The organism is Allomuricauda sp. ARW1Y1 (genome assembly GCF_013407935.1).
GTDB lineage: Bacteria > Bacteroidota > Bacteroidia > Flavobacteriales > Flavobacteriaceae > Flagellimonas.
The window spans coordinates 880,035-901,006 of record NZ_JACBZU010000001.1; the positions used below are offsets into that span (position 1 = coordinate 880,035).

The following is a 20,972-nucleotide window of genomic DNA, read 5'->3' on the forward strand; positions in this document are numbered from 1 at the left end:
CCTAAAAGGGCAAGCGGCTCAAATCTACATTTCCGCCGGAGATTATTATGCCTATTTCTTGGGCCTTGAATTTCTCCTTTTCGCGAAAAACCGCTGCCAATGCCACGGCACAGGAAGGTTCGCATACTATTTTAAGCCGTTCCCAAAGCAATCGCATGGATTGGATGATTTCATCCTCGGTCACCCTAATAATTTCTTCCACATGCTTTTGGATGACGGGAAAGTTCCTATCGCCCAGTTGTGTCTTAAGTCCATCAGCGATGGTATTGGTGGTGGAATTGGTCTCAATTTGTCCGCTTTGCAAGGACCGATAGGCATCATCCACTTCAAACGGTTCTCCGCCAACAGTTTTACATTGATTCCCGAAGTAATGGGCCGCAAGCGCAGTTCCGGCAATCAATCCGCCACCGCCAACAGGGGTGACCACATAATCTAGGTTCGGATGCAGTTCCAACAACTCCTTACAAGCTGTGCCTTGGCCTAAAATCACATGGTCATCATTCGAAGGATGGATAAAGGTGGCTCCATGTTTTTCTACGATTTCTTGCGAGGTACGTTCCCGAGCTTCCAAGGTCGATTCACATTCCACCAAAACCCCACCATACCCTTTTACGGCATCCTTTTTCACTTGGGGAGCGGAATCGGGCATCACAATATAGGCCGTTACGCCCAAGCTTTGGGCAGAAAGGGATAGGGCCTGTGCAAAGTTTCCCGAGGAGTGTGTTACCACGCCATTTTGTTTTTGTTCGTCCGAAAGCTGCATAATGGCATTGGCGGCCCCGCGCATTTTAAAGGCACCCATTCGTTGGAAGTTTTCACACTTAAAAAAAAGATGGGCACCTGCCAACTCGTTGATCAAGCGAGATGTGAGTACAGGGGTGTTGTGGATAAAGGGTTTTATCCGCTCGTGGCAGTCAATCAAATGTTGTTTGTCCATAGGTTACCTTTCGTTCTTTATGCAGGAAAACAGTTAAGAACGATAAAGATACTACAGTAAGCTTAATTGTGCGACTGCACCTCTTCCTCTTCTTCCTTGGCCTTGGCCGAAATGCCTTCCATGCCCAGTTCTGGAATCACCAACAAAGGAATTTGGGTGTGGAACGCCGTGCGCTTGACAATGGGCTCCCGGGTCATTTTCTCCATATAGCTGTGCTGGTAATTGAGCATGGCCAGGAGATGGATGCCCAATTCTTGGGAGAAGGTTTCCAAGGTATGGGAAACGGAATTGAGTTCGGAAACCGTGTGCACATAATGCTCTACACCGTTCAAATAGCGGCGCAGCATGTTCAGGTTGAATTGTTGCAGTTCCGTTAAGGCCTTAATGCCATATTGCACGTGGACAATTCTGATGGTAGCCTTGAACATTTTTGCCATTTCCAAAATGGGCTCCAATTCCGAAGAAGTATAGAATCGATTAAAATCGGTGGCAAATGCAATTTCGGAAGGGGTTACATATTCAAAGTGATAGGGAATGGCCAAAACGGGACATTTTTTGGTGGATTTTATGATCCGTACCGTATTGCTGCCCATAAAAACCTCGTCTACGCCCGAAGCGCCCTTGGTTCCCGTAATCACCATGTGGATGCCAAAGGTCTCCACAATATCCTTTACCTCCTCAACCAAAAGATTGAAGGAGGAAATGGTCTCAAAACTATGGTTGGGATTGCCGTATTTGGATTTGATTTTTTTTACTGTTTTATCCAAACCTCGTTCAGAATTCTCCCGTACCGCATCCACAATACGTACTCCGTCAATCATTTTCGCCATAAATCTGCTGCTCGGAATAACCGGGGTATAGGTGTTGAGCAGATAGAATGTACAACGCCTGTTACGGAACAATTGCATGGCATAATCAATGGCATTCCATGCATTTTCCGAAAAATCCGTAGGTATTAATATCTTTTGCATCTGACTAAGATTTACGATGCGATAAAATTAGACCTAAGGGACAGGGGATACTATGACAAAAGTCAGGTTTGGAAAAATGGTCTAAAAACCTTCGACCATTTCAAGAAGTTTTTGCTGGTTTTTGATACCTATTTTTTTGCCCGAAGTGTGTATGAGGCCTTTCTTTTTGAACTCAGAAATGATTCGGATGGCCGATTCGGTAGCGGTTCCAACCACATTGGAAATATCCTCTCTGGAAAGGGTAAGTGCCAAAAATCCATCCGCATCTTCGCCAAAATTGTTTTGAAGGTACAGAAAGGCTTCGGCCATACGCTGCTTTACGGTTTTTTGGGAGATATTGACGATAACATCGTCGGCCTCCTTTAGATCGTGGGCCATGTGTCGCAACACCTCTAGCGTAAAGTTTGGATTTTTTTGAAGGGTATTGTTAATGCTCTCCTTTGGGATAAAGCAAACCTCCATGTCTTCCACTGCAATGGCGGAAAGGTTGGCACTCTCTTCGGAGACTACCGACCGTTGGCCCAGGACTTCGCCCTTGCTGGCCAATTTTACGATCTGGTCCTTGCCGTTGGCACTGAGCTTGGAAAGTTTGGAAACCCCATTGCGAACGCAATAGACACCATTGAGTTTTTCGCCCTCTTCAAAAATGGGCTGTCCTTTTTTAATGGTCTTGGTCGTTTTGGAATCGGAGACCTGTTTCAACTCCTCTTTGCTCATGGCCCTGAGGGAGTTAAATTGTCGGATAATACAATTTTCACACCTGCTTTCCATACTGTTGGGTTTACCTGATGAGGCAAATTTAATGGACAAAGATTTATTGGTAACTGATAAATATCATATTTTTAAGAGGAAGAGTATTACAATTTTGCGTCAGGTAAAGCAAATGTGAAATGGCAGATTCGACCTGTTATCATTGTGGAGATCAATGCGGTAGCCGCAGCGTGCAGTTTGATGATAAGGATTTTTGTTGCAATGGTTGTAAAACCGTTTATGAAATCTTTACATCGAACGGCCTGTCCACCTTTTATGAAATTGAGAGCAAGGCGGGGACCACACCAAACGAGATCAGACAGAAATATGATTTTTTGGACAACCAAGAAATCGTAGAGCGATTGGTAGAGTTCAATGAAGAAGGGGTGCAGGTGGTAAGCCTTAGCATTCCCACCATTCATTGCAGTTCCTGTATTTGGGTGTTGGAGAACCTGAACAAACTGCATCCAGCCATATCCGTTTCACAAGTCGACTTTCCAAAAAAGACCATTCGGGTCACCTATAAAACAGCAGATTTTTCCTTGAAGGCGCTTGCGCTTTTATTGGGAAGCATCGGGTACGAGCCTTACATTTCTTTAGAGGAATACAATAAAAAAGGGAAAAAGGTCGATCGTTCCTTAATATATAAGTTGGGTGTGGCCGGATTTGCCTTTGGCAACGTGATGCTATTTTCCTTTCCCGAATATTTTGAGGTGGAGGAGTTTTGGTTGGACCAATACAAGCATGTGTTCCGCTGGTTGATGTTCGCCTTTTCCCTCCCCGTCGTTTTTTATGCATCTCAGGATTATTTTATTTCCGCCTATAAGGGCATTCGTTCCAAATTGTTGAATATTGACGTGCCCATCGCTTTGGGGATACTGGTACTTTTTTTAAGGAGTACCGCCGATATCATATTCGATTTGGGTTCCGGTTTTTTTGATAGCCTAACAGGACTGGTGTTCTTTTTGTTGCTGGGGAAATTTTTTCAGCAGAAGACCTACGCCTATCTGTCGTTTGAACGGGATTACAAATCCTATTTTCCCATTGCCGTAACCCGTTTGAAGAAGAATGGGGAAGAAGAAAATATCCAAATCTACAATATCGAGGTAGGTGACAGGGTGCTGATCCGTAGCCACGAGATCATTCCTGTGGATTGTATCCTGATCAAAGGAACGGCCGAAATCGATTACAGCTTCGTAACCGGAGAATCTGAACCTGTGTTTAAGGAATCGGGAGAGAAACTGTTCGCCGGTGGCAAGCAGCTTTCAGGTGTCTTGGAGGTGGAAGTGCTCAAATCGGTCTCCCAAAGTTATTTGACACAACTCTGGGGCAACTCTATATTCTCCAAGGATAAGGCCAGTCATTTCCAGACCCTTACCGATAGTATTGGCAAACGCTTTACCATTGCGGTGCTGAGCATCGCCACCTTGGCTACTATCTTCTGGTTGATTTTTGACCCAAGCCTGGCCTTAAACGTATTTACCTCGGTGTTGATTATCGCCTGTCCCTGTGCCATTGCATTGGCAGCCCCATTTACCTTGGGCAATATGCTTCGCATTTTTGGCAGATACAAGTTTTACCTGAAGAATACCAATGTAATTGAACGCTTGGCCAAAATTGATACAGCGATTTTTGATAAAACCGGAACACTTACCACCAACCAAAAGGATACCATACACTATGAAGGTATGGAACTCACAGAAGAGGAAACCGCACTTTTAAAAACGACCCTACGGGCATCCAACCATCCCCTGAGCCGATCGCTTTATAATATTCTAAAGTCCAATGCCATCATGACCTTGGAAGAGTTCCAAGAACATACCGGAAAAGGGATTGAGGGCAAATACAACCAACACTCCATCAAAGTAGGATCTGCATCTTATGTAGGAGAAAAAACATCAAACACCATAGCGAACACCTCGGTCTATATCAGTGCCGACGAAGATGTAAAGGGGCGGTTTGTGTTCAAAAACACCTATCGGGAGGGGATGAGCAACATATTTGCAGAACTGTCCAGCGATTTGGAACTGGGCATTCTTTCGGGGGATAATGACGGTGAAAGAGGACAATTGGAGAAAGTGTTGCCGACAAAAACAAGGATGCTATTTGACCAAAAGCCCGAGGATAAGTTGGAATACATCAAAACGCTACAAGAAAAACACAAAGTATTGATGGTAGGCGACGGCTTGAACGATGCCGGTGCGCTTGCCCAAAGCGATGTGGGCTTGGCAGTTTCAGAAAACATCAACGTGTTTTCGCCCGCTTGTGATGGAATTTTGGATGCCAGCCAATTGAGACTGCTTCCGAAGTTCTTGCAACTGTCCAGAAAGTCCATTCGGGTAATCAAATTGAGTTTTTTGCTCTCGCTCTGTTACAACGTGGTCGGCTTGTATTTTGCCGTAACCGGGCAGTTACAGCCAGTAATTGCGGCTATTTTAATGCCTTTGAGCTCCATTAGTATAGTGGTATTCACCACATTGGCCACCAATTATCTCGGTAAAGAATTAAAAAATCAAGAAAGCTGATATATGTCATTTTCTGAAGAATACCATCACAGTAGTTTTACACCTAAATTCAGGCAGGTATGAGTGTTATTTATGTGTTGTTGGCCATAAGCATAACGGTGGCCGTAGTCTTTTTTATAGCCTTTGTTTTTTCGGTAAAAAGCGGACAGTACGATGATACCTATACCCCATCGGTAAGAATGTTGTTTGAAGATGAGGTGATCAGGAACAAGGATAAATCAAACTCAAATAAAAAGGAAATCAAACAAACTAAAAGTACAAACCAATAAATATGGAAATACAACAGTTCCGTTACGATAACAAAATCGTACAAAAGTTCTTATACGCCACCATACTTTGGGGCGTGGTGGGTATGGCAGTAGGCCTTTTGCTGGCCTTTATGTTTTTGTTCCCTAATGTTACAGAAGGTATCTCTTGGTTGAGCTTTGGACGCTTGCGCCCATTGCACACCAATGCCGTGATCTTCGCATTTGTGGGGAATGCCATTTTTGCAGGGGTATATTACTCGCTGCAACGCTTGCTTAAAGCTAGAATGTTCAGTGATGTCCTGAGCAACATCAACTTCTGGGGTTGGCAATTGATCATTGTCGCCGCGGCGTTGACCTTGCCCTTGGGCTACACAACCTCCAAGGAATACGCCGAATTGGAATGGCCCATAGATTTGGCCATTGCAGTGGTATGGGTAGTTTTTGGTTGGAACATGATAGGTACCATCTTAAAAAGACGGCAAAGACACCTATACGTGGCAATTTGGTTCTACTTGGCCACCTTTGTTACGGTAGCGGTGTTGCACATCTTCAACAGTTTGGAGTTGCCGGTAACCGCTTTAAAAAGTTACTCGGTGTACGCTGGTGTTCAGGATGCGTTGGTACAATGGTGGTACGGACACAATGCGGTAGCATTTTTCTTGACCACGCCTTTCTTGGGGTTGATGTACTACTTCGTGCCCAAAGCGGCGAATCGTCCCATATATTCCTATAGATTATCCATCGTCCACTTCTGGTCGTTGATATTCATCTATATCTGGGCAGGTCCCCACCACTTGTTGTATTCCGCATTGCCCGATTGGGCTCAGAACCTTGGAGTGGTATTCTCCGTAATGTTGATCGCTCCATCTTGGGGTGGTATGATCAACGGTCTGTTGACCCTTCGCGGGGTATGGGACAAAGTGCGTACCGATGCTACGTTGAAATTTATGGTGGTGGCCATTACCGGTTATGGTATGGCAACCTTTGAGGGTCCCATGCTTTCCTTGAAAAACGTAAATGCCATTGCGCACTTTAGTGATTGGATTATTGCACACGTTCACGTGGGTGCCTTGGCCTGGAATGGGTTCTTGACCTTTGGTATGATCTATTGGTTGGTGCCCCGAATGTTCAAAACAGAATTGCACTCAAAAGGCTTGGCCAACTTCCATTTCTGGATCGGAACCTTGGGTATTGTATTGTATGCGCTGCCCATGTATGTGGCCGGATTTACCCAGGCACTTATGTGGAAAGAGTTCAACCCCGATGGCACCTTGGTATACGGTAACTTCTTGGAGACCGTAACCCAGATTATCCCCATGTACTGGATGAGGGCCATAGGAGGTTCCTTGTACATCTTGGGTATGTTCGTACTGTTGTACAACGTAGTTATGACGATCAGGGCAGGCAGCAAAGTTGAGGATGAAGCTGCAGAAGCCCCGGCTTTGGAGCGTGTCGCCAAGCGAAGAGTGGCTGGGGAGACCTTCCACAACTGGTTGGAAAGAAAACCGGTACAGTTGACCATTTTGGCCACCGTAGCGATTCTAATCGGAGGTATCGTTCAGATTATCCCAACTATCTTGGTGAAATCCAATATCCCGACCATTACCAGTGTGAAACCCTATACGCCTTTGGAGCTCGAAGGCCGAGACCTTTATATCAGGGAAGGTTGTGTGGGTTGCCACTCACAAATGATTCGTCCGTTCCGAAGCGAAGTGGAACGCTACGGCGAGTATGCCAAAGCAGGGGAATTCGTGTACGATCACCCATTCCTATGGGGTAGTAAGCGTACAGGCCCCGACTTGTTGCGGGTTGGAGGCAAATACTCCGATAGCTGGCACTTGAACCATATGTACGACCCACAAAGTACTTCGGCAGGTTCCATCATGCCATCCTATCAATGGTTGGTCACCGACGAGCACGATCGTAGCGATGTAGAGGCTAAAATGGAAGCCATGGTACAACTGGGGGTTCCCTATACCGAAGAGGACATCGCCAATGCCCAACAATCCATGGCCGAGCAGGCAGAGGAAATCGAAAAGAGTCTTTATACAGACCCAGAATTCGAAAGGACCTATGAGGCGGACAAAAAATACGCCCAAGAAAACGGATTGGATTTTGTGGAAATGCGAGACCGTGAAATCGTGGCCTTGATAGCTTACTTACAGCGATTGGGTACCGATATCAAAATTGAAGGAACAGAAGAAACTATATCTCAAAACAAATAACCATGTTGAAATTTGTAAAAGAACATATGGAAACCATCGATGGGATAGCCAACTATCCCATGGTTTCCCTGCTCATCTTCTTTGTATTTTTCGTTCTATTGTTCTGGTGGGTCTTCACGGCTACCAAAGAGCACATAAGGGAGATGTCCGAACTGCCACTGGAAAACGAAGATCAACCAAACAAACTATAATATTATGAGCACAAAAACACCTTGGTGGATAAGAGTCCCGTTCCTATTCTTCCTAATCTTCGGATTGATGGAATTCTTTATAGACTCAGGGGACAAACCAGCAATCATAGAATATCCCATCACACAGTTTTTTATGCTGTTGGTGTTGATGATCCTTATTGCGATCGAACTGATCTTGGCTTCCATTGAAAACATTATGTTCCAAACCCTTTCAGAAGAAGGCAAGGAACGTTATCTGGAAACCAAGAGCAAGAAATATGAATGGACATGGGCCAAAAACCTCATGGAAAGACTAACGCGTAGCCGCTCCATAGAGCGCGAGGGCGAAATTGTCCTCGACCATAATTACGATGGTATCCGCGAGTTGGACAATGTATTGCCTCCATGGTGGGTGTACCTGTTCTATGCGACCATAGTTTTTGGAGTGGTGTATTTGGTACGTTTCCATGTAATTGGTGATTACGACCAGAAATTGGAATATGAGCAAGAAGTAGCCGCAGCGCAACAGGCCATAGAGGAATACAAGAGAACGGCCAAGGACTTGGTCGACGCCAGCACCGTGGAGTTCCTTTCGAATGAGTCGGATTTGGCAGCGGGTGAGAAAATATTCGAGTCCAATTGTGTAGCCTGTCACATGGCAGATGGCGGCGGTGGAATCGGCCCCAACCTAACCGATAAATATTGGATTTTGGGCGGTGGTATCAAAAATATCTTTACCACCATTTCTGAAGGTGGACGCGATGGCAAGGGTATGGTCGCTTGGAAGCAGACCTTAAAGCCGGCCGAAATGGCCCAGGTTGCCAGTTATGTGATGACCTTGGGAGGAACAACACCTGCCAATCCAAAGGAACCTGAAGGAGAAATATGGGTAGACCCCAATGCTCCTGAAGATGCCAATGGTACCGAATCTGAAACCGAAGAAACTGCACCGGCAGAAATGGGGCAGGCCACAGATTCAACAGAAGTTGCCATGAACTAGTCCCGTTGGGACACCCGGCAACCAAATATTTATCCATAAACCACAAATGCAATGGAAGAGAATTTTAGGGATTCCATAGGCACAATCACACAAGAAGGTAAAAGGAACTGGATTTTTCCAAAGAAACCCAGCGGAAGGTACTATGATTACCGAAAGTATGTTAGTTACTTTCTGCTGATTTTCTTGATTGCAGCACCCTTTGTCAAAATCAATGGGCATCAATTTTTGCTGTTCAATGTGCTGGACCGACGGTTCAATATTTTTGGACTCCCGTTTTGGCCACAAGATTTTCATTTGGTGGTGGTGTCGATGATCATTGGAGTGATTTTCATCGCACTCTTTACCGTGGCCTATGGTCGTATTTTTTGTGGGTGGATGTGTCCCCAGACGATTTTTCTGGAAATGGTCTTCCGCCGGATAGAGTATTGGATCGATGGGGATAGGGGTGCTCAAATGCGATTGGCCAAGGCGCCTTGGACAGGCAAAAAGCTGAGGAAAAGACTGCTGAAGTGGTTCATCTTCTTTGTCATCTCCTTCTTTATAGCCAATATATTTTTGGCCTATTTGATCGGAAGCGACCAGTTGTTGGCCTACATTACCGATGGGCCCATGGCCCACTTGGGAACCATGATTCCCTTGTTGATTTTCACGGGAGTGTTCTATTTCATTTTTGCGTGGTTCAGAGAGCAGGTATGCATCATTGCATGTCCTTATGGACGATTACAGGGCGTGCTCTTGGATGATAAATCCATTGTTGTGGCCTACGACCACAAACGTGGAGAGGGTGAAAATGGCCGGAAAAAGTTCAGAAAAAATGAGGATAGGGAAGCACTTGGACATGGTGACTGTATTGATTGCCTGCAATGTGTAAATGTATGTCCCACGGGGATTGACATCCGCAACGGAACACAGTTGGAATGCGTAAACTGTACGGCCTGTATTGATGAGTGTGACCATATCATGGAGAGTATCGATAAACCCAAAGGGTTGATCAGATACGCCAGCGAGGACGAAATTACCAATAAGAACAAATTTAAGTTCACTGCCCGTATGAAGGGATACACTGCCGTGCTCGTGGTTTTGATAGGAGTTTTGGTCGGGATGTTGTTCATGCGGAACGAGGTCGAGGCAAACGTATTAAGGTTACCTGGACAGTTGTACGAGCGGAAGGCGGACAATATCATCAGCAATGTGTATACTTATAAATTGGTGAACAAAACCACCAAGGATATCGAAAATGTGTCCTTTAAGCTGATGTCGCACAATGGGGAAATCAAAATGGTGTCACAAGATACATTCACAGTCCCAGCTGAAGAACTTGCGGAGGGAACGCTCTTTATAGAGATTAACGCATCCGCACTCAATGGAGATAAAGATCAACTCGAAATTGGTGTTTACAGCGGAGAAAAACTCATAGAAACTACGGTGACACAGTTTTTGGCACCGAGAAGTTATAATTAAAAAAAGAGATCGATGAAAATCAATTGGGGAACCGGAATCGTATTGGCATTTATAGGCTTCATAGGCTTTATCCTATACTTTGTGGTACGGATGAGTACAGATGACAGGGCCAACCACGATTTGGTTACGGAAGAATATTATAAAAAAGAGCTGACCTATCAAAAACAGATAGACGCCTCAAAAACGGCGACCGAAATGGGTGCCAACCTTACCATTGAAAAAACGGACGAGGGTTTGGTCATTTCTTTTCCAGAACGTTTCGACCCCAAAAAAATAAGTGGAACAGTGTCCCTATACAGACCGTCTAACAAGCACTTGGATACTAACTTTCCTATAAGTTTGTCCAATACACATTTGCTCATACCTGACAATCGCTTGGTAGACGGTCGCTGGGACATTTCCATAGACTGGAATTACGAAGGTAACTCCTTTTTACATAAAGAAAAACTGGTATACTGATCATGTTGACCTCTGCTTTGGTTCTGGGACTTTTGGGAAGTCTGCACTGTTTGGGCATGTGCGGACCCATAGCCTTTATGTTGCCTTTGGACCATAGCAACACCATGAAAAAGACCACACAGCTCTCCATTTACCATTTGGGCAGATTGTTGGCCTACGGAATCATAGGGGTGCTATTTGGATTGTTGGGCAAGGGATTGGCCTTGTTCGGGATACAACAGAAGCTATCCATCGGGATAGGTCTGCTCATGATTGTCTTGGTATTGGTTCCTGCAAAATATCTGAACGGGCATAAGCTTTTAACGCCCATTTATTCGATAATTGGTAAGGTGAAATCCAGACTTGGAGCCGAATTGAAAAAGAAAACACCGGACACCTTTTTGACCATTGGATTCCTGAACGGGTTTTTGCCCTGTGGGTTGGTATATATGGCCCTTTTGGGAGCTGTAGCCATGGGCAACGCTATGGAGGGAGGGCTTTATATGATGATTTTCGGCCTTGGAACCGTGCCGTTAATGTCGGTCGTAGTCTATTCCAAAGGAATGATCAGAGGTGCCATAAAAGCTAAAATTCAAAAATTGATACCGGTATTTGTGGTGATCATAGGTATTTTGTTTATTATACGTGGACTTGGATTGGGAATCCCCTATGTTTCCCCCAAGGCGGCCCCTGCGGATGCAGTAACGGCGACCATAGAATGCCATCAACCCTAAAAAATCAAATCCATAATGAAAATAACATCAGCGGAAGAAGCGGTAGGAATTGTAAAATCAGGAGACCGGGTCTTTTTCCAAGGAGCGGCAATGACGCCCAACGAATTGATCGATGCACTCTGCGACCGTCACAAGGAATTGAAGGACGTGGAAATCATTTCCATTCATACCGAAGGAGATGCCAAATATACCAGGGAACCCTATTGTGAGGCCTTCACCCTGAACGCATGCTTTGTGGGCGGAAACGTTAGGAACTTCGTAAACTCGTATATGGGGGATTACATCCCTGTTTTTTTAAGTGAGATACCTTGGTTGTTTGCCGACGAGTATTTGCCGTTGGATGTGGCCTTTGTTCAAGTATCCCCTCCGGACAAGCATGGTTACTGTTCGTTGGGAGTATCGGTGGATGTGGCATTGCCGGCCATCCGAACTGCAAAAAAAATAGTGGCACAGATCAATCCGCAGGTGCCTAGAACCCATGGTACAGGTATTGTCCATGTCGATGAAATCGTGTTCGCCACAGAGGTAAACAGGCCCATTCATGCACATCTTCCTACCGAACCTTCCGGAGTGGAACACGCCATTGGCAAACACGTGGCATCGTTGATCGAGGATGGCGCAACCCTACAAATGGGAATCGGTAACATTCCCAATGCGGTCTTGTCCAACCTGGGCAACCACAAAAACCTGGGCATCCATACCGAAATGTTTTCGGATGGCGTGCTGCCCTTGTTGGAAAGTGGTGTGATCAATGGAAAGGAAAAGGCGGTAAAACGCGGTAAAATTGTGAGCTGCTTCGCTGTAGGCTCTCAAAAATTATATGATTTCATCGACGATAACCCCATTTGTGATTTTAGGGATTCCGGTTATACCAACGACACGGCCAGAATCCGAAGAAACCCCAAGGCAACGGCCATTAACAGTGCCATAGAGATCGATCTTACCGGTCAGGTTTGTGCCGATACCATTGGAGGGTACCAATTCTCCGGGGTAGGGGGTCAAATGGATTTTATGAGGGGAGCCTCGCTTTCCAAGGGAGGAAAGCCGATTATCGCCATGTCCGCTACTACCAAAAAAGGTGTTTCCAAAATAACCCCATTTTTGAAACAAGGAGCGGGTGTAACCACCACTAGGGCACACATGCACTATGTGGCTACCGAATATGGCGTGGTAAACTTGTTCGGTAAAAACCTAAAACAGCGAGCCAGCGCCTTAATTTCGATTGCCCACCCCGATCATAGGGAAGAGTTGGAAAGAGCGGCTTACGAAAGATTCCATGGTTAAGTGGAAAATAAAGACAGAAATAAAAAGGGGGCAATTTTAAAATTGCCCCCTTTTCGTTAGAATTACACGAAACCAATCAAAAATGTAATCCATTAAATCTTAAAGGTGATTACAGGTGCTTTGGCATGGTTGGCAATGTCCTCGCCAATACTTCCCATAAAAAAGTGGGACAACCCTCTTCTTCCGTGGGTAGGGATGCCAATAAGGTCTGCATCAACTTCATCACTATAATTGAGAACGCCCTTTTCAACCGTATAATCGTTGAAAATCTCTACGGTCAAATCTATATTGGCCTCCTTCAAAAAGGCATCGATCTTGCTTTGGGCATCAGTGGTGCTCAGGAACTCATCACCTGGAGTATTGATGTACACCATATGTAATTTTGAGCCAAGGATTTTTGCCATTTTTTGGGCATTTTTCAAAGCAGGGACACTTTCTTTCTCAAAATCACAGGCAAAAACGAAGTTTTTGGGGTCAAAATCCTCTGCCTCATTCCCTTTGATGACCAATACGGGTACATCCGAGGTGCGCACCACTCTTTCAGTATTGGAGCCTATAAAGATTTCTTCCAATCCATCAACACCATTGGAACCCATCACAATAAGGTCGGCGTCGTGTTTTTCGGCCACTTCCGCCACTTCACTGAATACCTTGTAGTGTTTGATAATGGGGGTGAGTTTTATTTCCTTGAGATAGGGTTGGTCCAAAAAGTCGGCAAATCGTTGTTCACCGAGTTTGATAAGGTGCACCACTTGTTCCTGTGAAATATATCCGGAATCTCCCATAATGGCGGGGGAGAGTTCTAGCATATGGAGCACAAAGAGCTCAGCTTTTTGCTGTTTTGCCAATGAAGCGGCCACTTTTAGGGCCTTTTCTGATTGATTTGAAAAATCAACCGGTACAATAATACTTTTCATCTTGTTGTTTTTTTTAGGTTAAACGGTCATGGAAAATATTCGGGTATCTGGTTTTTTTCTTTGCAGTTTAAGGTCAAAGGCCATACTGATGTTTCGTACAAATGGTCTTCCCTTATCGGTTACCTTAATCTGTTGGTTGTCCAGTGCTACCAATCCGTCCTTCTCCAGTTCGGAAAGGTTGTCCAATACCATATCAAAATCAACCGATTTTTCGTCCTCCTCGCTCCAGCTTGTCTCAAATCGGCACATGATATTGAGGATATGCCTTCTGAGGATTTCGTCCTCTTCATTAAGGATATGTCCTCTAAAAATAGGGATAACTCCATGCGAAACCAAATTCTGGTATTCCTCCACATTCTTCACATTTTGGGCAAAGCCATACCAGCTATCGCTGATGCTGGAAGCGCCCAAACCGACCATTAGTTTGGTCTTGGATGGGGTGTAGCCCATAAAGTTTCGGTGCAGTGTCCCATTTTCCAAGGCCTTGTACAGACTGTCCGTGGGCAATGCAAAATGGTCCATACCCACATCCTTGTACCCAAATTCGGAAAGCATTCGTTTGCCCATTTCGTACTGGGCTTTTTTTTCTACGGATGATGGTAAATCTTCCTCCTTGTAGCCACGTTGTCCGTTGCCCTTGAGCCATGGCACGTGCGCATAACTATAAAACGCAATCCTGTCGGGTTTGATGGCGTTGGTTTTAATGATGGTGTTCTCTACATCGTCACAGGTTTGGAACGGAAGTCCGTAAATGATATCGTGTCCCACCGAGGTATACCCAATTTCCCTGGCCCAATCGGTAACGTTCTTTACATTCTCAAAGGGTTGAATCCTGTTAATGGCACGTTGAACGGTGAGATTGTAGTCCTGTACTCCAAAACAGACCCTTCTGAACCCTACATCATAAAGGGCCTGTAAGTGTTCCCGTGTAGTATTGTTCGGATGTCCTTCAAAACTAAATTCGATATCATCGGTTTTGGTGCTCAGCCGAACAATTCCTTCAATCAATATTTTAAGGTTCTCGGGAGAGAAAAAAGTGGGGGTTCCACCGCCCAAATGAAGCTCTTTTATAACGGGTTTTGAGCCCAAAAGGTCAACATACAACTCCCACTCTTTCAAAACCGATATAATATAGGGTCGCTCCACTTCGTGGCGCTTGGTGATTCTTTTATGGCATCCACAAAACGTGCACATATGCTCGCAAAAGGGCAGGTGAATGTATACACTGATACCCTCTTCGGGATTTTCTTCGAATGCCCTGAGTACACTCGAATTCCATTTTTTGCCTGAAAAACTATTGATGTCCCAATAGGGCACAGTAGGATAACTCGTATATCGAGGGCCCGGAACATTGTATTTTTGTACTAATCCGCACATAAGCTGCATACCTTTTGATTATAGGCCAAAAATACCGTTGATGGCTCGCATAAAACATGATAATTGTCAGGATAACCGCCTAAAAAGCTGATAGGGTAAATGCTTGTACTGACGAGTATCATATTTTGCCCTTTATTGAAGCTGTACTTTTATAGGGAGGAGAAGTAGGCACAAACTTAGGTCCCATGGGAGAACATATTGCAAAAAGCGCTTTCAACGAGGAGGAACGGAAACTATTTGTACAGCAACTGATCGATGATATCCACGCCTTGGAAATCATGATCAAAGACGGCTTGATTGAAGATGATATTGTGCGAATAGGGGCCGAACAGGAAATGTGCCTCATCAAAGATGATTATAGGCCCGCTTCAAATTCCTTGGATATTCTGAAGGATTTGGACGACCCGCACTACACCACAGAATTTGCCACCTATAATATTGAGGCCAACCTTGATCCCATTACGCTGAAAAAGAATAGTTTCAGCTCTATGGAACATCAACTGACCGAACTGGTCGAAAAGGCAAAACAATCTGCTAAAAAGCAGGGTAGCCGGATTTTGTTGACCGGTATTTTACCCACCATCAGCAAAGATGAGTTGGGCATGGATTTTATGACCCCGATACCTAGGTATTTTAAGATAAACGAAGTCCTGAAAGCATGGCGCGGGGATGATTTCACCCTGCGCATAAAAGGCGTCGATGAGTTGTCGCTACACCATGATTCGGTCCTTTTTGAAGCTTGCAATACCAGTTTTCAGCTGCATCTTCAAATACCTCCCGAAGATTTTACCAAGAGTTACAATTGGGCACAGGCTATTTCCGGACCGGTATTGAGCATGTGCTGTAATTCACCTCTGTTATTGGGTAAGGAACTTTGGCGGGAAACACGGATTGCCCTTTTTCAGCAAAGCTTGGATACCCGGGTTTGGACCAAGGCCCTACGGGAGGAAGTGGCAAGGGTAGGTTTTGGGGAACGCTGGCAAAAGCACTCCGTTGCAGAAATCTTTAAGCAGGATATTTCCACCCATCGCATTCTATTGACCAAGCCGATTACCCAAAACTCATTGCACATGTTGGACAAGGGTGAAATACCAAAATTGGAAGCACTTAGTCTTTTCAATGGAACGGTGTATCGCTGGAACCGACCCTGTTATGGAGTTGGCAACGGTAAACCCCATCTGAGAATCGAGAACAGATACATTCCGGCTGGACCTACAGTTTTGGACGAAATGGCCAACTTTGCTTTCTGGGTCGGACTTATGGCCGGTAGACCCAAAAAATATGACGATATGCCCAGTCTAATGGACTTTAGGACCGCCAAGCTCAACTTTTTAAGGGCGGCCACAAGTGGTAGGAATGCCATGTTTTCCTGGATGGGAAAGGATATGACGGCTAAAAAATTGGTTAAGGAAGAATTTTTGCCCATGGCCTATGACGGCCTGAAAAAGTTTCATGTTGATGAAGAGGATATTGAACGACTTTTGGGAGTGATTGAAGCACGAATGAAAGGCAATACTGGTGCAGAGTGGCAGATCCATAACTTTAGGGAACTCCGCAAACAAATGAAACTGGACAGTGCCATCGTACAATTGACCCGATCTATGTACAAAAATCAGCAGACGAATATTCCCGTACACCAATGGAAGCCCATCGAGAATATGGGAGAGACCAAGGAATCCTTTAAGTGGGTCAACCAGATCATGTCCACCAAGCTTATGAAGCTTTATGAGGATGATTATGCCAATTTGGCCCTCTCCATCATGCAATGGAACAACATACATCATCTGCCCGTAGAAAATGGAAAAGGTGAGCTCGTTGGCCTACTTACTTGGAGCCATATCGAAAAGTTTGAGCAATTGGACAAAAAGGGGGCCAGGGTGGGTGATATCATGGTCAAGGATGTCATCACCATAACGCCCAAAACCGAGATAAGCAAAGCAAAGGAATTGATGAACGAGCACAATATCGGCTGTTTGCCCATTTGTGTGGACACCCACATTGTGGGAATCATCAGCAAAGTTGATTTGAAGTAGTATGGTATTGGTTCATAGCACGGCATTGGATGAGACCGTAAAAATTGATAGGGTCATTGATCATATTCGTGGAAAAAAGGGAGGCCCCACACTTGTTTTTTTTGGCGGGGTACATGGTAATGAAACAGCAGGTGTGTTCGCTTTGAAGGAAGTATTTGATGAACTTAAGTTGAACAACACCGCCATCAATGGAGAAATTTATGCGATTTCTGGAAACTTGGGCGCCCTTACAACAAGACAACGGTTCCAGGACGAAGACTTGAACAGGATCTGGTTTTCGGAACGAATCACAAGGATTGTCGAGAAAAAGGAGATTCACAATAAGGAAGAAAAGGAACTACATGATTTGTATGTCCTGATAGATTCCGTCCTCGAAACAGGAAACCCTCCATTCTATTTTTTAGACCTTCATACCACTTCGGGCGATACATCACCTTTTATGGTGCTCAACGATAGTTTGCTGAACCGTACCTATGCATCACATTACCCATTGCCCATTATATTGGGAATTGAGGAATACTTAAAAGGAGCCTTATTGAGCTACATCAATGAACTGGGCTATGTATCGCTGGGTTTTGAAAGCGGACAGCATGATGATGGCAAGGCGGTTCAAAGTTGTATTGAGTTTGTTCGGTATTCCTTGGCACTGACCGAATCAATGCCCGTTTCTTTTGAAAAACTTCAGGAATTGAAGGGGGCTGTCGCCGAATCCAGTAGACCCAGACACCGGTTTTTCGAGATTTATCATCAGCATGATATTGGTCCCGAGTCCACCTTTGAAATGTATCCCGGTTTTGTCAATTTTCAAGTGGTGCCCAAGGGGGTCAATTTGGCCTCGGTGGATGGTGTGGCCCTCAAAACCACAAAGACCCGGCAAATCTTTATGCCCCTTTATCAAAAACAGGGCAACGAAGGATTCTACTTTATTCGTCCAATTCCGCAATTTTTGTTATGGCTTTCCAAAAAGTTACGAAAGTTTAAAGTAGACCATATTTTGGTTAAGCTTCCTGGGGTATCGTGGGCGGATGAGAAAAAAGACACTTTGTTGATCAATCTTCGCATAGCCCGATTTTTTGCCAAGCCCTTTCTCCACCTGTTGGGGTATCGGGCCCGCAGGTACGATAGCGGTCACCTCATCGCCAAGAACAGGGAAAGCGCATCTAAATCGCAGGAGTACAGCGAAACAACTTGGTTCAAATCATAAAAAAAGGCCCAAGAACTGTCTTGGACCTTTAGGTATAGAGGATAGTTGGCTTAATTTCCTTTCATCACAAAGTTAATGGGAATGCTGTATTTAACACTTACGGCCTTGCCTCTCTGCTCACCGGGTTTCACTCTGGGCAAGGAAGCGATGATACGCTCAGCTTCTTTTTCCAAAAGTTTGTCAGGACCTCTTTTTTGGATGCCGGTAACCCTTCCTTTGGAATCGATCACAAATTGAAGGTATACCCTTCCGGTAATTCCCATCTCCAGTGCAGCGGGCGGATAGGTGAAATTTGCTTTGATGTGTTCCTGAACCTTTTCGTTAAAGCATGCTTTGCGTTCTTCTTGACTTTGAAGGTTTTCACAGCCCGGAAACACAGGTACATTTTCAATAACGGCAAAAGGTATTACTATGTCATCTTCGACCTCTTCCACATTTACATCCTCGATGCTTACCACGGCATCCTCGATAAAGGTCTCTTGGCTGCTTTCGGTACTTTCGATTATGGTCTCTTTTACATCTTCCACGTCCTCTACAATCTCAATAACATCGGGGGCCGATGGCGGAGGTGGTGGGGGCGCAGTGCGAATTACTTCTGTAATGGGTACATCTTCCTTAAGTTCGTCGGTTACCTGTACAACTTCTGAAACTTTGGATTCCTCGTCATAGAACTTTACTTCAAAGGATTGCCATGTCATGAACAATACCGAAGTAAGTCCTATCATAAAATAAAGACTGCTATTGCGTCCTATTTCTGCGTTTGGGTTCTTTTTTGGTTTCATGACTTCTACTATTTAACTCTGTTAAAGGTAGCTTTCTTCAATCATGCAGAATATGATAATAATCAGGTTTTGGGCTGAGGTAAGGTTTTTGTTGTCAAAAGGTTACGCAATTTAATCCGTCAATAGTGCCATGTCTTTTTTTGTAAGATCAATAGAGAATGAAATACTCAACCGCAGCATATGATCGCTGGAATCGCTGAACTTATGATTAAAGTAACCGATGTCTGCCTTGATCTCCTTGCTCATTTGACGGCCAAAACCAACAAATACCCGATTTTGATCAAATGTATCCCCATCAATGGCAAGGAACAGTTCATCAAAGGCCTTAAAATAGAAACCGTTTCGGATGGGCCGTACATATTGTAGCCGATATCGGATCCTATTGTTCACTTTTGTCGGCTCACCGCCAATGGAACGTCTATTCTCAAATCGTATTCGATGGGAAATGGAATTATCGTTGAATTTTGAATTTAAGGTGTACTCACCATACAGCCAGAGCTGATTGGTATTCGATACTGTAGTGGTTTCGGAATAAGAACTGGAGTTGAGCAGGGCAAGTCCACCGGTAAGTTCTGAGTTTTGACCAGTTTGATACGAAGCACCCGTCCTAAAGAAAAAGAACCCGTACCTATCCAGCATGTGGTGGTGCCGAATGATGCCTACAGCGGGTATGCTCCAATCCTCATGTACTTTGGCCGTTCCGCATAGCAGGAGCCATGAGCCATACTCGTTTTCTTCTGGATGCTGTGCAAAAAGGGATTGGGATAGCAGAATGGAACATATAAAGGAATAGATCCATCCACAATGGTACTTTGCAAACCCCATGGTCAATCGCTTTTGATTGTTGGAGTACAAAGGTTTTCATTAAATACCACGACAAAGTATGACGTTTGTCATAGACTGCCTTTTTCGGCAAAAAAAGATGGGTTAGGCTTGTTTTTTCTTTTCGTTTTCCCAAATAAGGGCCGCAGCACCGCAGATGGCAGCGGTTTTTCCTTCCATGCTGGAATGTAGGAGCTTCACCTTGCCCTTGTAAACATCAAGCAGAAACCCGTTGAAGTACTTCTCCAAAGGGGTCATGATCCATTTGCCACTGTTGGTGAGTCCACCCATTAAAATAAAGGCTTCCGGTTGGGTAAAAGCGGTAAAATTGGCCAGTGCTTGTGCCATGATGCGAGCGGTATAATCAAAGGCCTTTAGGGCAATTTCGTCCCCTTCCTCCGCTGCTTGGGTAATATCTTCCCCATGCAAATCATTGTAGGCGATATCCCTAAAACGGCTATCCACCAAATATTTGCTCTGCATGTACATTACTGTTCGCTTAAGGCCCGTGGCGGAAACATAGGCTTCCAATCCGCCTTTTACGCCAAGCCCCGTCAATCTGCCGTCTCCCATCGTCATGTCCACGTGGCCCAATTCGCCGGCAAAGCCGTCATAGCCATCGATCAATTGGCCATTGGCAACGATTCCGGCACCAAAACCGGTACCGAGGGTAATCACGATAAAATCGGTCATGTTTTTGGCACCGCCGAAGAGCATTTCCCCCAGTGCAGCTGCACTGGCATCGTTCATAATGCGCATGGGCATGGGCATGCGCTTCTTTAATTTTTCAATCAAGGGAACGGTACCCTTCCACAACAAATTACTGGCATTTTCAATGGTGCCATTTTTACTGGATGCATTGGGTGCCCCAATACCGCAACCGATTACATTGGCATCTTGTCCCAATTGGTCCAATAGCTCATCGGAGGTAGACTTTATTTTGTTCAGGTACTCTTCCAAATTGGGGAAATCCTTCGTTCTAAAAAAGGTTTGTTCGTGGCAAACACCCTGTTCATCAACAAGGCCGATCTTGGTTTTAGTGCCACCAATGTCTATCCCAATGACTAAATCCATAACTAAAGCGGTGTTGTTTT

19 protein-coding genes are annotated in these 20,972 nt (G+C 44.9%); 11 read left to right on the plus strand and 8 right to left on the minus strand.

Annotated features, from left to right (window positions below; translation table 11 throughout):
* Window position 1 precedes the first annotated feature (1 nt).
* From GGE08_RS04030 to GGE08_RS04040, 3 genes are all read right to left on the minus strand, one after another.
* Window positions 2-937, minus strand: a complete 936-nt coding sequence (locus GGE08_RS04030) for a pyridoxal-phosphate dependent enzyme (protein WP_179383595.1) — start codon at window positions 935-937, stop codon at window positions 2-4.
* 62 nt (window positions 938-999) lie between these two features.
* The gene (locus GGE08_RS04035; protein WP_179383596.1) at window positions 1,000-1,908 is read right to left on the minus strand and encodes a universal stress protein; all 909 of its coding nucleotides are present in this window, start codon (window positions 1,906-1,908) and stop codon (window positions 1,000-1,002) included.
* Between the two features lie 81 nt (window positions 1,909-1,989).
* Entirely contained in the window at window positions 1,990-2,679 is a 690-nt protein-coding gene (locus GGE08_RS04040; protein ID WP_179383597.1) for a Crp/Fnr family transcriptional regulator, read from the minus strand.
* A gap of 119 nt (window positions 2,680-2,798) precedes the next feature.
* On the opposite strand from GGE08_RS04040, the gene GGE08_RS04045 reads away from it, so the two are divergent.
* The 9 genes from GGE08_RS04045 to GGE08_RS04085 are packed head-to-tail and all read left to right on the plus strand — an operon-like array spanning window position 2,799 to window position 12,743.
* Entirely contained in the window at window positions 2,799-5,183 is a 2,385-nt protein-coding gene (locus GGE08_RS04045; RefSeq protein WP_179383598.1) for a heavy metal translocating P-type ATPase metal-binding domain-containing protein, read from the plus strand.
* 59 nt (window positions 5,184-5,242) lie between these two features.
* Window positions 5,243-5,452, plus strand: coding sequence for a cbb3-type cytochrome oxidase assembly protein CcoS (ccoS, locus tag GGE08_RS04050; protein ID WP_179383599.1), 210 nt, complete (start codon window positions 5,243-5,245; stop codon window positions 5,450-5,452).
* Window positions 5,453-5,454: 2 nt separating this feature from the next.
* Entirely contained in the window at window positions 5,455-7,656 is a 2,202-nt protein-coding gene (gene ccoN / locus GGE08_RS04055) for a cytochrome-c oxidase, cbb3-type subunit I (protein WP_179383600.1), read from the plus strand.
* Window positions 7,657-7,658: 2 nt separating this feature from the next.
* Entirely contained in the window at window positions 7,659-7,847 is a 189-nt protein-coding gene (locus tag GGE08_RS04060; RefSeq protein WP_179383601.1) for a CcoQ/FixQ family Cbb3-type cytochrome c oxidase assembly chaperone, read from the plus strand.
* A gap of 4 nt (window positions 7,848-7,851) precedes the next feature.
* A complete protein-coding gene (locus tag GGE08_RS04065; RefSeq protein ID WP_179383602.1) occupies window positions 7,852-8,826 on the plus strand; it encodes a cbb3-type cytochrome c oxidase N-terminal domain-containing protein in 975 nt (324 codons plus the stop codon).
* 51 nt (window positions 8,827-8,877) lie between these two features.
* Window positions 8,878-10,287: a cytochrome c oxidase accessory protein CcoG gene (gene ccoG / locus GGE08_RS04070; RefSeq protein WP_179383603.1), complete on the plus strand. Its 1,410-nt coding sequence runs from the start codon at window positions 8,878-8,880 to the stop codon at window positions 10,285-10,287.
* A gap of 12 nt (window positions 10,288-10,299) precedes the next feature.
* The gene (locus tag GGE08_RS04075) at window positions 10,300-10,746 is read left to right on the plus strand and encodes a FixH family protein (protein ID WP_179383604.1); all 447 of its coding nucleotides are present in this window, start codon (window positions 10,300-10,302) and stop codon (window positions 10,744-10,746) included.
* Between the two features lie 2 nt (window positions 10,747-10,748).
* Window positions 10,749-11,459, plus strand: a complete 711-nt coding sequence (locus tag GGE08_RS04080) for a sulfite exporter TauE/SafE family protein (protein ID WP_179383605.1) — start codon at window positions 10,749-10,751, stop codon at window positions 11,457-11,459.
* Window positions 11,460-11,474: 15 nt separating this feature from the next.
* Window positions 11,475-12,743 (plus strand): acetyl-CoA hydrolase/transferase family protein, encoded by a 1,269-nt coding sequence (locus tag GGE08_RS04085; RefSeq protein ID WP_179383606.1) that lies wholly within the window; start codon window positions 11,475-11,477, stop codon window positions 12,741-12,743.
* 92 nt (window positions 12,744-12,835) lie between these two features.
* Here GGE08_RS04085 and GGE08_RS04090 read toward each other — a convergent pair whose 3' ends face one another.
* Entirely contained in the window at window positions 12,836-13,660 is an 825-nt protein-coding gene (locus GGE08_RS04090; RefSeq protein WP_179383607.1) for a universal stress protein, read from the minus strand.
* An 18-nt stretch (window positions 13,661-13,678) separates the two neighbouring features.
* Complete coding sequence (hemN, locus tag GGE08_RS04095) at window positions 13,679-15,037, minus strand: oxygen-independent coproporphyrinogen III oxidase (protein WP_179383608.1); 1,359 nt, start codon at window positions 15,035-15,037, stop codon at window positions 13,679-13,681.
* A 185-nt stretch (window positions 15,038-15,222) separates the two neighbouring features.
* Here hemN and GGE08_RS04100 point away from each other — a divergent pair, with 185 nt between their 5' ends.
* Together GGE08_RS04100 and GGE08_RS04105 are read left to right on the plus strand one after the other, a co-directional pair.
* The gene (locus tag GGE08_RS04100; protein WP_179383609.1) at window positions 15,223-17,070 is read left to right on the plus strand and encodes a CBS domain-containing protein; all 1,848 of its coding nucleotides are present in this window, start codon (window positions 15,223-15,225) and stop codon (window positions 17,068-17,070) included.
* Between the two features lies 1 nt (window position 17,071).
* Complete coding sequence (locus GGE08_RS04105; RefSeq protein WP_179383610.1) at window positions 17,072-18,274, plus strand: succinylglutamate desuccinylase/aspartoacylase family protein; 1,203 nt, start codon at window positions 17,072-17,074, stop codon at window positions 18,272-18,274.
* Between the two features lie 50 nt (window positions 18,275-18,324).
* On the opposite strand, the gene GGE08_RS04110 is transcribed toward GGE08_RS04105, so the two are convergent.
* The 3 genes from GGE08_RS04110 to GGE08_RS04120 form a co-directional block, all read right to left on the minus strand.
* Complete coding sequence (locus GGE08_RS04110) at window positions 18,325-19,056, minus strand: energy transducer TonB (RefSeq protein WP_179383611.1); 732 nt, start codon at window positions 19,054-19,056, stop codon at window positions 18,325-18,327.
* 111 nt (window positions 19,057-19,167) lie between these two features.
* Window positions 19,168-19,881 carry a DUF2490 domain-containing protein gene (locus GGE08_RS04115; protein WP_179383612.1) on the minus strand — a complete coding sequence of 238 codons (714 nt, stop codon included), beginning with the start codon at window positions 19,879-19,881 and terminating at the stop codon, window positions 19,168-19,170.
* Between the two features lie 102 nt (window positions 19,882-19,983).
* Window positions 19,984-20,952, minus strand: coding sequence for an ROK family protein (locus GGE08_RS04120; RefSeq protein ID WP_179383613.1), 969 nt, complete (start codon window positions 20,950-20,952; stop codon window positions 19,984-19,986).
* Window positions 20,953-20,972: the final 20 nt, after the last annotated feature.

What these genes read in the sequence shown, in the direction of transcription:
- ccoN (WP_179383600.1), top strand. Translation starts at nt 5,455, where the DNA reads ATGGAAATACAACAGTTCCGTTACGATAACAAAATCGTACAAAAGTTC.
- GGE08_RS04105 (WP_179383610.1), top strand. Translation starts at nt 17,072, where the DNA reads ATGGTATTGGTTCATAGCACGGCATTGGATGAGACCGTAAAAATTGAT.
- GGE08_RS04120 (WP_179383613.1), bottom strand. Translation starts at nt 20,952, where the DNA reads ATGGATTTAGTCATTGGGATAGACATTGGTGGCACTAAAACCAAGATC.
- GGE08_RS04100 (WP_179383609.1), top strand. Translation starts at nt 15,223, where the DNA reads ATGGGAGAACATATTGCAAAAAGCGCTTTCAACGAGGAGGAACGGAAA.
- GGE08_RS04085 (WP_179383606.1), top strand. Translation starts at nt 11,475, where the DNA reads ATGAAAATAACATCAGCGGAAGAAGCGGTAGGAATTGTAAAATCAGGA.
- GGE08_RS04030 (WP_179383595.1), bottom strand. Translation starts at nt 937, where the DNA reads ATGGACAAACAACATTTGATTGACTGCCACGAGCGGATAAAACCCTTT.
- hemN (WP_179383608.1), bottom strand. Translation starts at nt 15,037, where the DNA reads ATGTGCGGATTAGTACAAAAATACAATGTTCCGGGCCCTCGATATACG.
- GGE08_RS04075 (WP_179383604.1), top strand. Translation starts at nt 10,300, where the DNA reads ATGAAAATCAATTGGGGAACCGGAATCGTATTGGCATTTATAGGCTTC.
- GGE08_RS04110 (WP_179383611.1), bottom strand. Translation starts at nt 19,056, where the DNA reads ATGAAACCAAAAAAGAACCCAAACGCAGAAATAGGACGCAATAGCAGT.
- ccoG (WP_179383603.1), top strand. Translation starts at nt 8,878, where the DNA reads ATGGAAGAGAATTTTAGGGATTCCATAGGCACAATCACACAAGAAGGT.
- GGE08_RS04115 (WP_179383612.1), bottom strand. Translation starts at nt 19,881, where the DNA reads ATGGGGTTTGCAAAGTACCATTGTGGATGGATCTATTCCTTTATATGT.
- GGE08_RS04080 (WP_179383605.1), top strand. Translation starts at nt 10,749, where the DNA reads ATGTTGACCTCTGCTTTGGTTCTGGGACTTTTGGGAAGTCTGCACTGT.
- GGE08_RS04045 (WP_179383598.1), top strand. Translation starts at nt 2,799, where the DNA reads ATGGCAGATTCGACCTGTTATCATTGTGGAGATCAATGCGGTAGCCGC.
- GGE08_RS04065 (WP_179383602.1), top strand. Translation starts at nt 7,852, where the DNA reads ATGAGCACAAAAACACCTTGGTGGATAAGAGTCCCGTTCCTATTCTTC.
- GGE08_RS04060 (WP_179383601.1), top strand. Translation starts at nt 7,659, where the DNA reads ATGTTGAAATTTGTAAAAGAACATATGGAAACCATCGATGGGATAGCC.
- GGE08_RS04090 (WP_179383607.1), bottom strand. Translation starts at nt 13,660, where the DNA reads ATGAAAAGTATTATTGTACCGGTTGATTTTTCAAATCAATCAGAAAAG.
- GGE08_RS04040 (WP_179383597.1), bottom strand. Translation starts at nt 2,679, where the DNA reads ATGGAAAGCAGGTGTGAAAATTGTATTATCCGACAATTTAACTCCCTC.
- GGE08_RS04035 (WP_179383596.1), bottom strand. Translation starts at nt 1,908, where the DNA reads ATGCAAAAGATATTAATACCTACGGATTTTTCGGAAAATGCATGGAAT.
- ccoS (WP_179383599.1), top strand. Translation starts at nt 5,243, where the DNA reads ATGAGTGTTATTTATGTGTTGTTGGCCATAAGCATAACGGTGGCCGTA.